The sequence below is a fragment of the Dyadobacter fermentans DSM 18053 genome (genome assembly GCF_000023125.1).
Classification (GTDB): Bacteria; Bacteroidota; Bacteroidia; order Cytophagales; family Spirosomataceae; genus Dyadobacter; species Dyadobacter fermentans.
Genome location: NC_013037.1, coordinates 4,548,388 through 4,565,870 on the forward strand (window position 1 = coordinate 4,548,388; position 17,483 = coordinate 4,565,870).

12 protein-coding genes and 1 tRNA gene are annotated in these 17,483 nt (G+C 49.2%); 10 read left to right on the forward strand and 3 right to left on the reverse strand.

All coding sequences use genetic code 11. From position 1 onward, the window contains the following. Positions 1 to 87 precede the first annotated feature (87 nt). Together DFER_RS18540 and DFER_RS18545 are read right to left on the reverse strand one after the other, a co-directional pair. Entirely contained in the window at positions 88 to 489 is a 402-nt protein-coding gene (locus DFER_RS18540) for a PIN domain-containing protein (RefSeq protein ID WP_143828763.1), read from the reverse strand. Between the two features lie 56 nt (positions 490 to 545). Continuing rightward, positions 546 to 1,712 carry an ATP-binding protein gene (locus DFER_RS18545; protein ID WP_015813185.1) on the reverse strand — a complete coding sequence of 389 codons (1,167 nt, stop codon included), beginning with the start codon at positions 1,710 to 1,712 and terminating at the stop codon, positions 546 to 548. A 169-nt stretch (positions 1,713 to 1,881) separates the two neighbouring features. On the opposite strand from DFER_RS18545, the gene prmA reads away from it, so the two are divergent. The 4 genes from prmA to DFER_RS18565 all read left to right on the forward strand — a co-directional run bounded on the left by prmA (position 1,882) and on the right by DFER_RS18565 (position 9,709). Beyond that, complete coding sequence (gene prmA, locus DFER_RS18550) at positions 1,882 to 2,718, forward strand: 50S ribosomal protein L11 methyltransferase (RefSeq protein ID WP_041736516.1); 837 nt, start codon at positions 1,882 to 1,884, stop codon at positions 2,716 to 2,718. Between the two features lie 37 nt (positions 2,719 to 2,755). Continuing rightward, positions 2,756 to 7,438, forward strand: a complete 4,683-nt coding sequence (locus DFER_RS18555; protein ID WP_015813187.1) for a hypothetical protein — start codon at positions 2,756 to 2,758, stop codon at positions 7,436 to 7,438. Positions 7,439 to 7,592: 154 nt separating this feature from the next. Further along, positions 7,593 to 8,240: a glycerol-3-phosphate 1-O-acyltransferase PlsY gene (plsY, locus tag DFER_RS18560; RefSeq protein WP_015813188.1), complete on the forward strand. Its 648-nt coding sequence runs from the start codon at positions 7,593 to 7,595 to the stop codon at positions 8,238 to 8,240. A gap of 107 nt (positions 8,241 to 8,347) precedes the next feature. Then, a complete protein-coding gene (locus DFER_RS18565) occupies positions 8,348 to 9,709 on the forward strand; it encodes a dipeptidase (protein WP_015813189.1) in 1,362 nt (453 codons plus the stop codon). A 34-nt stretch (positions 9,710 to 9,743) separates the two neighbouring features. On the opposite strand, the gene DFER_RS18570 is transcribed toward DFER_RS18565, so the two are convergent. Beyond that, a complete protein-coding gene (locus DFER_RS18570; RefSeq protein ID WP_143828764.1) occupies positions 9,744 to 10,895 on the reverse strand; it encodes a tetratricopeptide repeat protein in 1,152 nt (383 codons plus the stop codon). Between the two features lie 235 nt (positions 10,896 to 11,130). On the opposite strand from DFER_RS18570, the gene hpt reads away from it, so the two are divergent. The 6 genes from hpt to DFER_RS18600 all read left to right on the forward strand — a co-directional run bounded on the left by hpt (position 11,131) and on the right by DFER_RS18600 (position 17,448). Beyond that, complete coding sequence (gene hpt, locus DFER_RS18575) at positions 11,131 to 11,658, forward strand: hypoxanthine phosphoribosyltransferase (protein WP_015813191.1); 528 nt, start codon at positions 11,131 to 11,133, stop codon at positions 11,656 to 11,658. Positions 11,659 to 11,694: 36 nt separating this feature from the next. After that, positions 11,695 to 13,095, forward strand: coding sequence for an MBL fold metallo-hydrolase RNA specificity domain-containing protein (locus DFER_RS18580; protein ID WP_015813192.1), 1,401 nt, complete (start codon positions 11,695 to 11,697; stop codon positions 13,093 to 13,095). Positions 13,096 to 13,180: 85 nt separating this feature from the next. Beyond that, positions 13,181 to 13,264 (forward strand) — tRNA-Leu (locus DFER_RS18585). A 34-nt stretch (positions 13,265 to 13,298) separates the two neighbouring features. After that, a complete protein-coding gene (locus tag DFER_RS18590) occupies positions 13,299 to 13,703 on the forward strand; it encodes a hypothetical protein (RefSeq protein WP_041735280.1) in 405 nt (134 codons plus the stop codon). 71 nt (positions 13,704 to 13,774) lie between these two features. After that, positions 13,775 to 14,152, forward strand: a complete 378-nt coding sequence (locus DFER_RS18595; RefSeq protein WP_229206043.1) for a pentapeptide repeat-containing protein — start codon at positions 13,775 to 13,777, stop codon at positions 14,150 to 14,152. Positions 14,153 to 14,463: 311 nt separating this feature from the next. Then, on the forward strand, positions 14,464 to 17,448 hold the full coding sequence (locus DFER_RS18600) for a hypothetical protein (protein WP_041735282.1): 2,985 nt from the start codon (positions 14,464 to 14,466) through the stop codon (positions 17,446 to 17,448). Positions 17,449 to 17,483: the final 35 nt, after the last annotated feature.

Consider the following 17,483-nt stretch of genomic DNA (forward strand, 5'->3'; position numbering starts at 1 on the left):
ACTTGGGGGCCTTTATAAAAGCGAAAAGCCTGGTAAATGTGAATTCACCAAGCTTTTCGCTTAAAATTTACGCTTCCAGGATGGAAACTATATCATTATAAATCTTGAAGTTCCGATCTGCGGAAACGATAGACATTCTTTCCGAAAATGCAGTTGCCAGAATAAGTCTATCGAACGGATCGCGGTGTGCTTCATCCAAAGGAATGGCTTGTAGGCATCAATATGTGCTGCTGAAATTGGTATTAACCCAAAACCATCTGCAAGAATCACTTTCTCTAATTCATTAATCGAAATCGGCAGTTCAGGGAGCTTGCCGATCTTTTGCTTGATAGCGATTTCCAGAAGGCTTACATGGGAAATAAATATTGCGTCCGTTGAGAGCAGGTTTAGTGTACTTGTCGATAATCTTGAAGGCGAAGTGAGTGCCCAGATGAGCACCTGAGTACAATTTAAACAACTAAAAGTATCCGCTGACCTCTTGATTTTCATCAGACAGCCATTTATAGGACTATGTATCTGAACCGTTTATCATAACACGAATCATTTCATTTCACCAGCCTCTCCAAATGCCCTGCTAGCGTCCCGATGCTACATACCACCACGTTTTCCCGCATGTTGTAATCCTCGGCAGAGGGCGTCACTACTAGCAATGGCGGATTGCCGAGGTCTTCCTGGGCTAATGTATTCCCTCTGCTCAGTACCGGGCTATTGGTATATTTGATTTCAATTGCAACCTTTACATTGTTCCCTTTCACTAGCACCAAGTCCAGCTCTGCGCCGTCCTGCGTGCGGTAGAAATAGGGCTGAATATTGTAAGGCAGGCCAGCGATCACTTGCTGGATAACATAACCCTCCCATGAGTTGCCAAGCAGAATATTCCCGGCCAGTTCTTCGGAATCCGTAATTCCGGCCAGTGAATGGAGCATTCCGCTATCACGAATGTAGAGTTTCGGAGTTTTGACCAACCTCTTGCTGATGTTCACAAACCATGGTTGGAGCCTTCGGATCAGGAACGCGTTTTCCAGGTAACCCAGGTAGTTTTGAACCGTTGGAACACTGATTTTAAGCGAATTGGCCAGTTGCGATACATTCAGCAGGCTTCCATGCACACTTACGAGCATGTTCATAAGCAGCCGCATGTCGCGTGGATTGGCAGGAATGCCCAGCAATGGCAGATCCCTTTCGAGATAAGTACTGATAAAATCCCCCATTTTCCGGAAAGCAGAATTGTCGGACGTTGCTTGCAGAACATCCGGGAAGCCGCCACGTAGCCAATGTTGACGGTACACAATCTGATTTTTCACTTCTTCGAGCGTTAACGGGTGCAGTTCCAGGTAAGATATACGCCCTGCCAACGTCTCCGAGCTATTTTTGAGCAGATCCGGCGAGGCCGAACCAAGCAATACAAATCGACCGGGAATTCGTTTTTTATCAATTAAGGATCTTAGAAGAGGGAAAAGCGAGGGCATGCGCTGGATTTCGTCGATGATGATGGTAGAATCCTTTCTTTCTCCAAGATACAATTCAGCATCGCGGAGTCTGTTGAGGTCCGTGTCCGATTCAAGGTCGAGGTAAATGCTTGGGTTCGGAAACTGGGCGGTCAATTGCTTGACGAGCGTTGTTTTCCCTACCTGCCTTGGCCCCAGTAATGCTACTGCCGGCGTATCGCTTACCAGCTCTGTGAGCTCCTTTTCAATCGTTCGCGAAAACATAATTAGAGATTAAGCCCGTTATTTTAAAGTACGATTTAAAAATACCGGTATTAATTTTGAAATCCTAATGGGTAAATGGGTGCTTAAAACAATCCTTGCAACCCATCCGCTTGCATTCCTGAAAATTTTCAACACCTTCACCACACGATTTTTACCAATAACTATTACAATGAATTACATCGAACTGGATTTGAAAGTGGACCCCGAGTTTTCGGAGATATTGATGGCGGAGCTGGGCGAGGCGGGGTTTGAGTCGTTTGTAGAGACGGACGAGGGATTGCTCGCCTACATTCAGGAGGGCGATTTTGATGAACAGGCTATCCATGATTTAACGGCCAAATACCTGGATTTAACGACAATAGCCGCAACATGGAAATCGTTAGAGAGAAGAAACTGGAACGAGGAGTGGGAAAAAAGCTACGAGCCGATCGAGGTGGGTGACCAGGTGCGCGTGCGGGCAACGTTTCATGAGCCCGATCCCTCTTTTAAATACGATTTGCTGATCCAGCCCAAAATGTCGTTCGGCACAGGGCATCACGAAACGACCTGGCTGGTCATGAACGAGCAACTCAGCCTGCCGCACGAACGTCTTTCGATCATGGATGTAGGCTGCGGGACGGGAATTCTGGCGATTTTGGCACATAAACTGGGCGCTTCGCATCTGCTGGGCTTCGATATCGACGAATGGGCCGTGGAAAATACCCGGGAAAACTTTGCGATGAATGCGCTTCCCGACGATTCCGAGGTGTTTCAGGGCACAATCCAGGACGTTCCGCAGGAGAAGGTGTTTGGCGGAGTGCTGGCCAATATCAACCGGAACATCCTGCTGGCGGAAATCCCGGCGTACGTGCAGCACCTCGCACCCGGCGGCTGGCTCGTTACCAGCGGTTTTTACGAAACCGATCAGGCCGATATTGAAAAATGCGCCGCCGAAAACGGCTTGAAAAAGCTCAGATCGAATACCCGCAACCAATGGGCAACCGTTGTTTTTGAAAAGATCAAATAGAAAAATAGCTATTGCTGAAAGCTAACAGCTACAAACCATGAAGATACTTCGCCTTGCATTACTGCTCTACCTGCTGACTTTTATCGGGAAAAATGCAACCGCCCAGGGCATTAAACTCGCCGACGACCCCGCGCAGTTTATCACCCAGCTCCGCAAAATGATGGACGGTAGCCGAAATCCGCAGTTTATCCGCCCGGCCGTCCAGCTCGACAGTATCTGGATGTCGGGGTTCAATGCGCAGCAGCAGGCGAAATTCATCGGGATTGTTAAAACGCAGGTTGCAAAAGGGCAAAAAGGAGGCGCATTGATGGCCTTGCTGATCCGCAACACACAGGCTCTCGCCAAAAAGTCGCCCGAAAAACTCGACGGCTTCCTGGATGCGGTCCAAAACGCCGGCGAAAAGTACGACGCCAAGACGTTCCAGAAGATGCTGCAAGTGAATTTGCCCATCACGGAAAGCAACAAGCTCTACGGAAGCAATTACAACACCCTTTATCTGCTCAGCGGCGATTTCAAATACCGCTTCGACGACAAGGCCGACTCCACCGTGACAAAGGAAACGGAGGCCGCCAACGACGGCTGGAACACGCCGGTGGATTCGAATTACGTGATCGCGCCTGCGAAGTCGGCGCCGCTGCCGGTGATTGCCGGACCGTTGCTGGACCTCGAAAATGCCACATTTGCGATGGTAGCAGGCGGTGATTCCGTCGTTTTCGGTCCTGCGAGCGGCAGTGTTTCGCTCCGGGATGGGGTATTTGTAGGCAAAACCGGCAAGTTTACCTGGCAAACGGCCGGGGATTCCACTATTTACGCGGATCTGGACGCCTATACTTTCAATATCAATCAGCCCAGGCTTCTGGCGGAAAACACCACGCTACATTCCGATAATTACCTGGCCGCGCCGATCAAAGGAACATTGGAATACCGCGGTATCAAACGCATTAAGGGCCAGCCGGCACAATATCCGCGCTTCGTTTCGAATGATATTGATGCCAAATTGAAAGATACGCGCAAGAACATCGACTACCAGGGCGGCTATTCGCTCATCGGCCTCGACCGGTACAGCTCGGCGCTCAATGATAAATATTCGACGATCAAGGTCCGGTATCAGGAAAAACCCGCATTTACCGTACGCAGCAAGCGTTTTGCGTTGAAAGACTCTGTTTTTACAGCCAATTTCGCATTGTATTCAATGCCTTTGGGGGCCGATTCGCTGGTGCATCCGGGAGTTACATTTAAATACAATGACGACGAAGGCCTTGTGATGCTGGGCAGGATGGACAAAACCGACTATGGCCCGCTGCCTTACAAGGATTCTTACCACAAAATGAACATCTGGTCGCAAGCCATGCGCTGGCGCTTCCCGACCGATAAAGTGGAATTTTTGCGCATTAACGGGAAAACCGAAGTGCCCGTGCGCCTCGAATCGGTGGATTATTTCAAAAAGGAGCGTTTCAGGGAGATTGCCAAGGAATATGGCTTTCAGCCGCTGATTATGGCTGCCAGTTATGCCCAAACCACCAAGAAAACCTCGTTCCTGCCGGAGGAGCTTGCCAAAAAGTTTAATCAAAAGCCTGTTATCATCCGCAATGCGCTGCAACGGCTCGCGCTCGACGACTATTTCGTGTACAATAAAGAAACGGATGAATATGCATTGAGCAAAAAAGGCGTGATGTACGTGCTGGCGAACATGGATAAGGCCGACTATGACAATTTCCAGGTCAGCGGGCAGTTTGCAGCCAACGACGAAGTAGCCAATGCGACCATTTACCTGCCCGACACGATGCTGACCGTGCTGGGCGTTTCCCGGTTTATCGTCAGCGATTCCCTGAAAATTTACGCCGTGCCTTCCGACAAGAAGCTCATCATCGGCAAAAACCGCAATTTCACGCTCAACGGGCAAATGGTGGCGTCGAACTACCAGTTCCGCGGGCAGAATATCAAGTTTGATTACAACCAGTTTTTCGTAAACGTCGCACCATCTGACTCCATTACTTTCACGCCCCGCGACAAATTTGCCAAAGGCCAGAAAGGTGAAGTAGGCGGGCACGTGAAATACGAAAAGGGAGGTACGTTTTACCTCAGCGACCCTAAAAACAAGTCGGGTATCCAGAAAGGCATTAAAAAATCCCCCCGGCTCGTCGTCCCGGACGGCATGATCGTCTATTTCGACCAGCCCGAACGCGGGACGGTGCTTTACCCGCGGGAAGTGTTTTTCAAGATTCCCAAAATCGATATGGACGGCCTCGACCAGCGTGATGTGATTTTCGAGGGTACATTTAATTCCAACGGCATCATCCCGCCAATTCAGACGATTTTGAAAAGCATGCCCGATAACTCGCTCGGTTTCGACTACAAGCCACCGGTTACCGACATGAAACTGTACGAAGGCAAAGCATTGGCGAAATTTACCGACACGCTCACAATGGACAACAGCGGTTTGCATTCCAAAGCCATCTTAAAATACCTCTCAGCCACAATGCCCGCTAAAAATGTGCTGCTAACCGCTGACTCATTAATGGCAACCGGAGAAACAGCGAGCATTAAGGAAGCGACCATCGGCAAAGGCTACTTCCCGGCGGTGGCTTTGAAAGACTATGCATTGAAATGGTATCCCAATTCCGACAGCATGCTGATCAACACCACCGGTAAATCATTCGCATTCCACCAGGGCACTACAAACCTCGAAGGGGGCCTGCTCCTGCGCTCGACGGGATTGTACGGAAACGGCAAGCTGAAACGTGCTGATTCTGAGCTCACTTCACCGGAAATCAAATTCAATAAGGATGGATTTTTGGCTAATAAGTCGGAATTCGCCATTAATAGCGGCGATGCGAAGTCTACCAAGAAGCTGCTGACCGGCAACAATGTCAATATCGATTTCAACTTCAAAACCGGCATTGCCAATTTCGTGACCGACGAATCGGGCTTTGGGAGTGATTCTTCGGGTATGCAAATCCCGACAGCCTCCTACCAGACGCTCATCGGAAGCGCCAAATGGGACATGACGAAGAAGACGATCCTCATGAAAGGCCTGGGCGAAACATCGTCCTACACCTCCACCGACCCCGACCAGGAAGGGCTGACGTTTAACGGCTCGGAAGCGATTTACGACATTGAAAAAGTGACGCTGAACATCAAGGGCGTGCCTTACATTCAGACCGCCGACGTGAAAATCATCCCCAACGGCGGCATGGTTGCCGTAGACAGCAAGGGCAAAATCGTTCCCCTGAAAAAAGCGCGCATTGAAATAGACACGCTGAACGTATCACACCACCTGCGCGACGCCGATATCCGCATCGATTCCCGCAACCATTTCGAAGGCTCGGCTACTTACCAGTACATTACAGCGCGGAAAGACACTTTTAACATCAAAATGCAGAATTTCGAACTCGTGGAAGTAGGCGCGGGCGAGGAAGGCAAGCGAAAGGCAAAGGATGGCAATCCATCGGCTGGCGTGAAATATTACACGACAGCACGGGCAGACATTAAGGAGGCCGAAAACCTGTTCCTTTCGCCGCGCATTCAGTACAAGGGCGCCATCAATCTCGTAGCCTATGAGCCGTCGCTGAAACTGGATGGTTTTGTGAAACCGGTGATCAAATACCGGAAAGATTTTCAGAGCTCGTGGATCGTTTACCAGGATTCTCCCGGCGAATCGGTTTCCATTAAAATCAATAAAGACCTCAAAAACGAGCACGAAATCCCGCTTTCCGTGGGCTTGCATTACAATGAGGCCAAAGGAATGTACATGAGCTTCTTGTCGCCGAAGGATTCGGACGGTGACGAGGACATTTACCAGGCACAGGGCAACCTGAGCTACGACGAGGACGCCAAAGCTTTCCGCGTGAACCCGCCACCGGGCGCCGACGGCCTGATCGACGAAGGAAATGCATTGACATTCGACGATAAAACCGGCCTCGCCACCTTCGCAGGGCCATTCAAACTGATGCAGGCCAACTGGCTGCAAACCGTGGGCAGCGCCGAAGTGCAGGTGGATAGCTCGAAATTCCGGTTCAATACCATGCTGCTTTTCAATGCGCCGGCGCTGACGCCCATCGCGCCGACATTGACTGCGAAAATCGTTGAAACGAACCTGGCAGAATCGAATAGCAGCGCCGCCGATGACGACGCCGACCAGCTGAACCGCAAACTTTCCGCATTGATCGGCCCAAAAGGCGTTGATGCCTATATGAAACTGACGGCCAGTGGCTACAAACCGATTTTCGAAGCGTCGCCGCTGCTGGATATGCCGATGGTGCTTTCGAACGTGAACCTGCATTGGTCGCCTGTGCATAATGCATACTACTCACAGGGGCCGATCGGGGTGTCGCATTTCGGGCGCAACAATATCAATGCGCAAATGACCGGCGTGCTCGAACTGCGCCGCGGTGTGGAAGGCGACGAGTTCAGCCTGTACCTCGAAGCTTCGCCGGATGTCTGGTACTATTTCGATCTCAAAGCGGGCGAGCTGGGCGTCGTTTCATCGATGCTGGATTTCAATGACGAGATCGTCGCGAAGTCTAAAAACGTGAAATCCAAGGACATGACTCTGGTAAGCATTGGAACTGAAGAGAAGGATATGTTTGTTAACCGCTTCGATGACTTCTATCAGCCTGCCTTGAAGAAAGCGAAGCTCGTGAAAACTGCGAAGAAGAAGGCGGCACCCTCCCAAGCCGAAGAAAAGAAGAAAAAAGCGGAACCTACCGAAGGATTCTAATGCCGTTAGTAGCATTTACAATAGTTTCTGCTATTTTTTGAAAAATCATATACATAACCACAGTTTTACAGGCATTATGCTTGCAAAATCGTTCAAGTGTCGTATTTTTGAGAAAAACTTTTTGTAATTTAAATTTATCTTTGAATAGTACAAAATGAGTGTTGCCTTATTAATAGTTGCGATTGTTGCTGCTTATTTGCTGGGTTCAATCCCAAGTTCAGTCTGGTACGGCATTGGGTATTTTGGGATAGATGTCAGGAAACACGGCAGCGGTAACGCGGGTGCCACCAACACATTCAGGGTATTAGGCAAACGCGCAGGGACTGTTGTAATGCTCATCGACGTGCTGAAAGGCTGGACGGCCACCTGCCTCGCTTCCATGCTTTTTTACATGAACGAAATCGGAGAAACCGAGCTTCTCATGTATAAAATCATCTTCGGGATCATCGCCATCATCGGCCACATTTTCCCCATTTTTGTGAATTTCAAAGGCGGAAAAGGCATTGCCACGCTGCTCGGAATGGTACTCGCCATTCACCCCGAGCTCGCTTCCGTTTGCATTACTATATTTATTCTGACACTAATCGCATCACAGTACGTGTCGCTGAGCTCAATCCTGGCGACGCTGGCATTTCCGGTACTTTCTTGGACGGGCGCTTTCGGGCATCCCGAGCCGTTGCTGGTCGTGTTTGGTTTTACAATGTTCGTTCTCGTCGTGTTTACACACCAGAAAAACATTGTGCGCCTGCTCAACGGCAACGAGAACCGCGTGAACATCTTCGCCAAGAAAGCACGGAGCTGACCGTATTCATCTAACCCTTTTAATCGCAACCCCCAAGGCACAACCTTGGGGGTTATTTTTTTGTTAACTTGACCGCCGATTCAGTGAAGACTAAAAACAACCATTCAATGCAAGAATATATCGAAAAGCACCGCGACCGGTTTCTGAACGAACTGCTCGACTTGCTTCGCATTCCGTCCGTAAGCGCCGATTCGAAGTTTAAACCCGATATGCTGAAAGCCGCCGAATACGTGCGCGACCGCATTGCCGAAGCCGGTGCCGACCGTGCTGAAATTTTTGAAACCGAAGGTCACCCGGTGGTTTACGGCGAAAAAATCATTGATCCCGCATTGCCTACCGTGCTCATTTACGGCCACTACGACGTGCAGCCCGCCGATCCTTACGAACTCTGGAATTCTCCCCCATTTGAGCCAGTGATCAAAAACGACCGCATTTACGCGCGCGGCGCCTGCGACGACAAGGGGCAATTTTACATGCACATCAAAGCCCTCGAAATCATGCTCGCCACGGGTTCGCTCGCGTGCAATGTGAAGGTGATGATTGAAGGTGAAGAAGAAATTGGCTCGTCGAACTTAGGGACATTTGTCCGCGAACACAAGGACATGCTGCAATGCAACACCATCCTTATCTCCGACACGAGCATCATCGCGAACGACGTCCCTTCGATTGAAACCGGCCTGCGCGGCCTGACCTACGTGGAAGTGGAAGTGACCGGCGCGAACCGGGACCTGCATTCGGGCGTTTACGGCGGGGGCGTCGCAAACCCGATCAATGTCCTTTGCGAAATGATCGCTTCGCTGAAAGACGAGAACGGCCACATTACCATCCCGGGTTTCTACGACAAAGTACAGGAACTCAGCGAATCCGAGCGCGCCGCATTGAATGCCGCGCCGTTTGATCTGGAAGAATATAAAAAGGACCTGGCGATAGACGATGTGGCGGGAGAAAAGGGTTATACAACCATAGAAAGGACGTCTGTGCGCCCTACGTTGGATGTGAACGGCATCTGGGGCGGCTATATTGGCGAAGGTGCGAAGACGGTGCTGCCATCGAAGGCGAATGCCAAAATCTCCATGCGCCTCGTCCCGAACCAGAACGACGACGAGATCTGCGAGATTTTCACCAAACATTTCGAATCCATCGCACCGGCTTCCGTAAAAGTGAAAGTGGTGCCGCATCACGGTGGCTTGCCTTATGTAACGCCAACGGATTCAGTAGAATACCGCGCCGCGGAACTCGCAATGGAAGAATCTTTTGGCAAGAAACCAATCCCTACCCGCGGTGGTGGCAGCATTCCTATTGTGGCGCTTTTCGAACAGGAGCTGGGCTGCAAGAGCATTCTGATGGGCTTCGGACTGGATATCGACGCACTGCATTCGCCCAATGAGAGTTACGGGTTGTTCAATTATTATAAAGGAATTGAAACGATCCCGTTGTTTTTCAAGCATTATGCCGAGTTAAAGAAGTAAAACAAAAGAGGTGACTTGGCGGTCACCTCTTTTGCTATCTCTTTCTCCGCTGCTCGCGTTTCATCTTTTTCAAATTCGCGATCGCCGCTTTCGCTTCCTTGTCCTGGCTGGACTTTTTATCAGCCCGATCATCGGCGAGCTTATAGTAGCGCAGCGCCTCGTCGTAATCCTTTTTACGCTCGGCGATTTTGCCCAAGCCGAGCAGCGAGGAAACATAATATCCCGCATTCATCGAGTTGGTTTGCGTGGAATAATCGATCGCTTTTTTGTAGTATTCTCCCGCTGCCTCGTAATTGCGGTGGTAGTTCATATTATAATAGGCCAGCACATAAGCCGCATTACGGCCGCTAACTCCCTCGTAACCAGGCATTCCCTGGTCAATTTTTGATATAATGTTTCGCGCAGCCTGCTCGGCCTCGGCTATTTTACCGGTTACGAAGGCCGTTCGGCAGAAATAGCGTTCGAAATACGGGTTGTTCGGGTAGGTTTGCCACATGTATTTGGCCATTTCGTACGCCTTGCTGTACTCGTTTTCCATGCTGTAAATCTGCAAGAGGAAATATCTGGCCTCGACACGCGTGTAGAATGCATTGTTCCCAACCTTTTCCAGCTGCTGCTCGCCGAGCTTCTTGTTGCCTTTCGGGAAAAGCGCCAGGATCGGTTTCAGGATCGGATATTCTTTGGGCACCCATTCCGCATAATAGTTATACAGACCGTCGCCAAACAGCAATTCGGGCGACAGGTCACCATTGCCTTTGCATTGTTCGAAATATTTCAATGATTTTTTACCTGCAAATGCCGCCTTCGCCCAGCTTTCACGCTCAGCAAAAAGTCTGCCTTTGAAAGCGTAAGCGGCAGCAAGGAAAAATGCAGGCTCTATCTTACTGTCCTGATTATCATACAATTCCTCCGCAAGCGTGATGGTCGAATCCATGTGTGCGAGGAATGCTTTGTCGTAGGTCTCGTTCTCGGTATTCGGTACAATCTTCCACCATTCGGCCAGGCCCATCAGAAAATGAGGCATAGGATGCTTCGGATACCGGTATTTGAGCCACCGGAATTCTGCATCTGCCTCGTAAAACTGGTAATTGTACAATTTATTGATTGCCTCGGACGACTCAATCTGTACGCCCGGATTTTGCAGCACCATCGCATACTTCTTGTCTATCTCTGCGGAAGAATACAATTGGGCGATGGCAAAATGGCTTGTAATTACAGTTAAGCAGCAGAATATGATTATGTTAACAACTGATCTTTTCATAGCAGGGGTAAATCTGTCCTATTAACGCCGGATTTATATTTTGCGTTTGTCAGCAGCCCGGTTTTTAAAAAAAGAGTTAATATTGATCCTCAGAGTATTTAGCACGTTCCGGCGGCCGGCCGTTGCCGCTTTTCCGGAGCCTGATTCGCACTTCAAAATTATGATTAACATTCTGGATAAAACATTCGTCCCTTTTATTTCGCGTGAAACGATCGAAAAACGCATTGCTGAGTTAGCCGCCGGTATCAATGCCGATTATGCGGAGTCTTGCCCGGTCTTCATCATCGTGCTGAACGGCGCGTTTCTCTTCGCAAGTGAGCTGGTCAAAAACGTTTCGCTGGCCTGCGAGATTAACTTCATCCGGCTTTCGTCCTATTCTCAAACCACCTCCACGGGCTCGGTGCGGGAGATCATCGGAATGGACGCCAACATTGCGGGACGCGATGTGGTTATCATCGAAGACATCGTCGACACAGGCCTGACAATGTCGCAGCTGATCGCAAAAGTGAAGTCAATGTCGCCCAAATCCGTTGAAATCGCTACTTTGTTGCACAAGCCGGAGGCATTGAAAACGCCGGTCGACATGCGTTATGTCGGTTTCGAAATCGAAAACAAGTTTGTAGTCGGCTACGGCCTCGATTACGACGGCATCGGCCGCAACCTCGACGCGATTTACGTCCTGGCCTGACTCCTCGTTTGACAACGTTCTAACTCCTTAACCCTTATGCTGATCCAATTCTTTGGCGCCGCACGCACCGTTACCGGAAGCAAGCACCTCATTACCACTGAAAAAGGAACAAAAGTATTGCTCGACTGCGGGCTTTTCCAGGGCATTCAAACCGACGAATTCAACCAGGAATTCGGCTTCAAACCTGCTGATGTCGACTATGTGATCCTTTCACACGCGCACATCGACCACTCGGGGCTGCTCCCGCGCCTGGTGCGCAAGGGCTTCAAAGGACCAATTTACTGCACCGCCGCCACTGCCGACCTTTGCCGCGTAATGCTGCTCGACAGCGCCCATATCCAGGAAAAAGACCTTGAACGCATCAATAAGCGCCGCCAAAAACAGGGCCGCCCGCTGCTGGAAGAGCTTTATAATGCCGAAGACGCCGCGCAGGCGTTGAGCCTTCTCAAAACCGTTCGTTACGGGCAAACTTTCTTTTTGGGCGAAGAAAACGAAATTTCCGTATTCCTGACCGACGCCGCGCATTTGCTGGGCAGCGCCGCCGTGCATTTGAGCATTCCTGATGGCGGCACATTTAAACAAGTGACTTTTACTGGCGACATCGGCCGACCTGAGGACCGCATTCTACGCAAACCGGAACCATTTCCGCAGGCCGATTACATCATTTGCGAATCGACTTACGGCGACCGGCTGCACGAAAAAGAGATTGATATGCATGCGCATTTGCTGCGCATTGTGCAGGAAACCTGTGTGCGCCGCCGCGGTAAACTGATCATCCCGGCCTTCGCAATCGACCGCACGCAGGAGCTCATTTACGCGCTCGACCAGCTCTCGAGCTCGGGCCAGCTTCCTCAAATCCCGGTGTACATCGACAGCCCGCTGGCGATCCGCGCGACGGCGATCATGAAGGAACACGACGAATGCTTCAATCCCGAAATCCTCGAATACATCGAGAAAGACGGCGACGCGTTCGCATTTCCGTACCTGAATTACATTTCGGACGTGCAGGAATCCATTGCGCTCAACGATCGCAAGGAGCCCTGCATCATCATTTCCGCCTCGGGAATGGCCGAAGCGGGGCGCATTAAGCATCATATTAAAAACAACATCGGCGACCCGGACTCGACGATCCTGCTCGTCGGCTATGCCTCTGCCAACACGCTTGCGGGCGCATTGAAGCGCGGCGACAGGCAGGTAAACATTTTCGGGGAGCGCCTGGATGTGAAGTGCCGCGTCGAAACGATGGATTCCTTCTCCGGCCACGGCGATTACAGCGAAATGCTGGATTTTCTTTCGTGCCAAACGCCGGAGCGGGTGAAGGAAGTGTTCCTCGTCCACGGCGAATACGAAACGCAGGTCGCATTCAAATTGAAGCTGGAAAAGGCCGGATTCCGCAAAATCCACATTCCGGCGCTGTATGAGGGTGTAAAAATTTAAAATTTTCGAACTTTTTCGCGTTTCGATCGTCGAAACGCTTGTAAAGTCCAAAACAAGATTGCTATCTTTGCCCACCGAATTTCAAGCCGAAGTGGTGAAACTGGTAGACACGCACGTTTCAGGGGCGTGAGGGAGCAATCCTGTGCGGGTTCGAGTCCCGCCTTCGGCACAAAACGCTGTTTCTGTTATCAGGAACGGCGTTTTTGCTTTTAGTCATAAATGTTCTTCCTATCGCCAATTTCTTCGATTTCGACCATCAATCTGCAATCATTTACCTCGTAAATTATCCGATAGTTACCGGCCCTGATGCGAAACGTCCGTTGACTCCCCTTTCAACTATTGTTCCCTTGGCTCCAATCCTGCTTTGGCTGAAACCGCGTTTTGACAGCTTACAATATAAGTCCGGAAAAGATCACGGGAGCTGGCGAATGCAGGTAATCGTCTGGATTTCAATGGCTGCGATGCTTATTGTTTCCCAATATTTACTGACTACGTCCACCGGAAAGTTGCTCGAAGTCAAAAACGTGATGCTTCTCTGGAAGTTTTGTCCTGATTACACATCAAATCCGTCGCTTCTGACCCTTTCCATCCGCACACGGCAAGGTTAAATTTACATTTTCCCTGCGGGACAGGCATGCCCGATAAGAAATTGATTATTAAGCCTAAACAACCAGCAATTATGGAAACGATCAAAGAAATCTCCCTGAATAGCGAATGCGTCGTCATCACCGCTCATTGTGTAATGCTTTCCAACTCTACATTCAATGATGTAAATATGAGCAACATATCGATCGTGGATGCCAATTTGAGCGATTTGCATATTGAAGGCGCACAACTCGGCGGTGCGGTGTTCGAAAACATAGGCATGTGCCCACCCGACCATCCCATGTATGATCCGAATGCGGAACAGCGCCCGCTACTTTTTAAGCATTGTGATTTGCACAAGAGTAAGTTAGTGAATTGCGACCTAAGCGGCGTAGAGATTTCCGACTGCAATATCGAAGGATTAAAAGTTAATGGCATACTGATCTCCGATTTGCTGGCAACCAGAAGTTAAACGCAGAACTCTTCTCCTTTTCAACTTACTCCTAGCCGGAATTCACAAAGCTTCTCATCTCCGGCAGCCATTCTTTCTAACCCTTTCAGCTAGTGGACGATCTTTTTTACCGATCGTTTACTCAGCCTATGTGTTTGCACATCAGATTTTGGGAAGCGCCTGCCGCCGCTCCATATTCGGACATACAGCCTCCGCTGCTAAATCAAGTTTTTTTCGTATCACACTGTTTGCCTCCTCCTTTATGGGTGTATTAAGATTGTTTGATACCCTCGTTCGATAAGGCCAGCAATTTTAACAAAACGTCAATTTCTATGAACACACATTCTATCAAAAAACTCCTATTCTGCTTTGCGATTTTGCTCGCGGCGAGCCTTTTGGCACACGCTCAACCTAAATTTCCTCCAACGGCTTATACTGTGTGCAACAACTGCGTTCCTCCGGGATACACTAAGCTTGATAACAACTTCCACCCAGCTATATCCAGTCCCAACTATTATGGAACTATTGATAGTTGGCGACCTTACAATGGACAGGATGTACCACCTCCGCCTTCGAAATTTTCGCAACAACTGGGCAACTACCATCATAACTTTGTGACGTTACAAAGTTTTAATAATGCACAAGGGAATGATCAAGAAGAAATCGAGACTGTTGTCAGTGGATTTAAACCTGGCAAGTCTTATACCTTTACCTATTCTGTATTATCGTCAGCACTAGCCTCCACAAATTTCGGCAAGTCAGCGAAGTTACGAATTTCAACCAGCGGACAATTCCCGTTTCTAGTTATTGAACAGGAGACCATTTTCGATATTGTGCGAAACTTTTGGATTTCCAAAACATTGACTTTTGTTGCGCCAGAGGAAACTTTGGTATTTAGACTTTCAGCAGGTGAAATGGATCCCGGAGCGATTGGTTTTGTCAATTTCGATATTGATGATTATCCATTTATCTGTAATGCAGGTTCCGCAGACGCTCCAGTTGCGCAAACAAATGTTGGTATCAGCTGTCCAAACAACACTTTTGACCTGACGACCATCGCCTCGAATGCCCCGGCAGGAATCAACAACGTGTGGTATACAAGCGCACTTCACACAGAAGCAAACAAGGTCACAGACCCCACCGCCGTACCAGTAGGAACTTACTACCTGTTTCGGTATGATCCTGTTTACGAATGCTTCAATGTGCAACAATCCAATTCTAAGGTAGAGGTGAAAAATTTGGGTGAAATATCCCTCAAAAGTGAAACAGCGGCCAATTTATGTCCTGAGACAACAGTAAATCTGGCAGATCAGGTAAACGGGCCGTTGCCATCAGGACATATAGTGCGGTGGTTTACCACAAAGGATCGATCTACTCAGGCGCTATTGAGTACCGTCGTTTCAACGAGTGACAAGTATTATGCCTTCTTATACAATTTCAGTACAGCCTGTTATTACAAGGAAATTGCGGAAGACTCTGTCACAGTTACAATTAATACCCCGTGCTGCCAGGCTGGTATAGATCAGGTTAAATTGATTTCCAACAGTTTTAGCAATATAGATTGTGGACAGACGGTCAATCTTAATAGCCTGCTTAGCCCTAACAATACAATTCCCGACGGAGCAATGGTTGTGTGGTTCACTACCAACGACCGTGCGCCCGGTACAGTGGTATTTACGCCAAATGCTGTTGCCGCTGGTAAATATTATGCATTCATTTATGATGATGTCGCAAAGTGCTATAACACGGATGTTTCTACTGCTGAAGTTACTGTGACAGGAATGAATGGGAACCAGGTGCCCCTTGATCAGACTGTTTTGATCAATCAATGTCCTTCAAAGACGGTTAATCTCCATACCAGTTACAGCGTAACGCCGCCTCCCGGATTTGACATCGTATTTTACAGCACTAAAAATCACGCGCCTGGGACTATTATGCTTTCCAATGCAAATACCACCGGCAAGTACTACGCATTTTATTTCAACGAAATAACCGGCTGTTTCAACACTGACGACTCCAAAGCTGAGGTGCAGGTAGTCATTGTGGATTGTACACCTTGCGCTGTTACCGGTTCCGAACAAGTCGACCTAAAAACTGATAGCAAAAGCAATCTTTGCCCCGCTACCACGGTAGATTTGTACTCCACCGTGCAAACCGGCGCTGTTCCCGCTGGCTCTGAGGTGGTTTGGTTTGACAACCCTTACCATTGGGGAACTGCCCTGACCGTGGCCGAAGCTTCTGCGATCAGTTCTTCGAAACGGTATTATGCTTTTTTACATGATGTCATCAACGTGGGTTGCTACAACACGGGAGTTTCCGAATCTTATGTCGACGTTACCATTAATGCACCATGTGCCCCGGTTTGCAATGCGGGAACAAATCAGGTTGCTTTGAAACCGAATCCGGCAACAAACCTCTGCCCGGAGACAACGGTGAATCTTACCTCTCGTCTCGAGGGCCTGTTACCCAATTTTCCTCCCGGCTTGAAATATGTTTGGTATAATAACAAGAACCATAGCGGTCTGCCGCTCACCAATGTGACTAGCATTGCAACGGATGGGGACTATTATGTATTTGTTTATGATGAGGTTAACAATTGCTTCAATACGGACGAATCCACCTCATTCGTGAAGGTGATTCTGCAAGAATGTAAAGTATATACCAACATCAAGGTAAAACTTCAGGGGGCAATGGGGCCTGGTACCGATATGCACAATAACCTCAGAACAGCGGGTTTGCTGCCAACGACTGACCCTTACAACCTGGGGTGTGACGCGCCTTCTGCGCTGGTTACCGACATCACCGACTGGGTAAAAGTGGAAATCCGAAGCGCCGTCGACCCGTCTAACATTCTGGAAGCAAAAAGCTTTATGCTAAAGACCGACGGTACGCTTGAAAGATATGATGGAGCAAGTCTGGTTCCTCCCTACTTCAAACCCGCATTTGAGCCGGTCCACATTGTGGTTAGGCATAGAAACCACGTCGCTATCATGAGCAAAGTGATCGACGATTTTAAAACTGGCCCGGTGGATTATGATTTCACGACGAGCTTGCAGCAATGCTACAACGACGGCTCAGCGCCATTCCAGATGACAGAGGTAAATGGTATCTGGTGCATGAGTGCCGGCGACTTGACAGGCGACGAGACACTTGATGACGCCGATAACGCCTCGATGACCACCTTGTTCCATCAGGGAGTAATGAACCAGTACATACCGGCGGATCTCAACATGGATGGTGTAGTGGACGACGTGGATCTCTCATTGTTCAACCGCAGCTACTACAATGGGCTATTCTCCATTATCACAAAGTACTAAATAGCAACGCACATTGAACCTAATCAACTGATAAT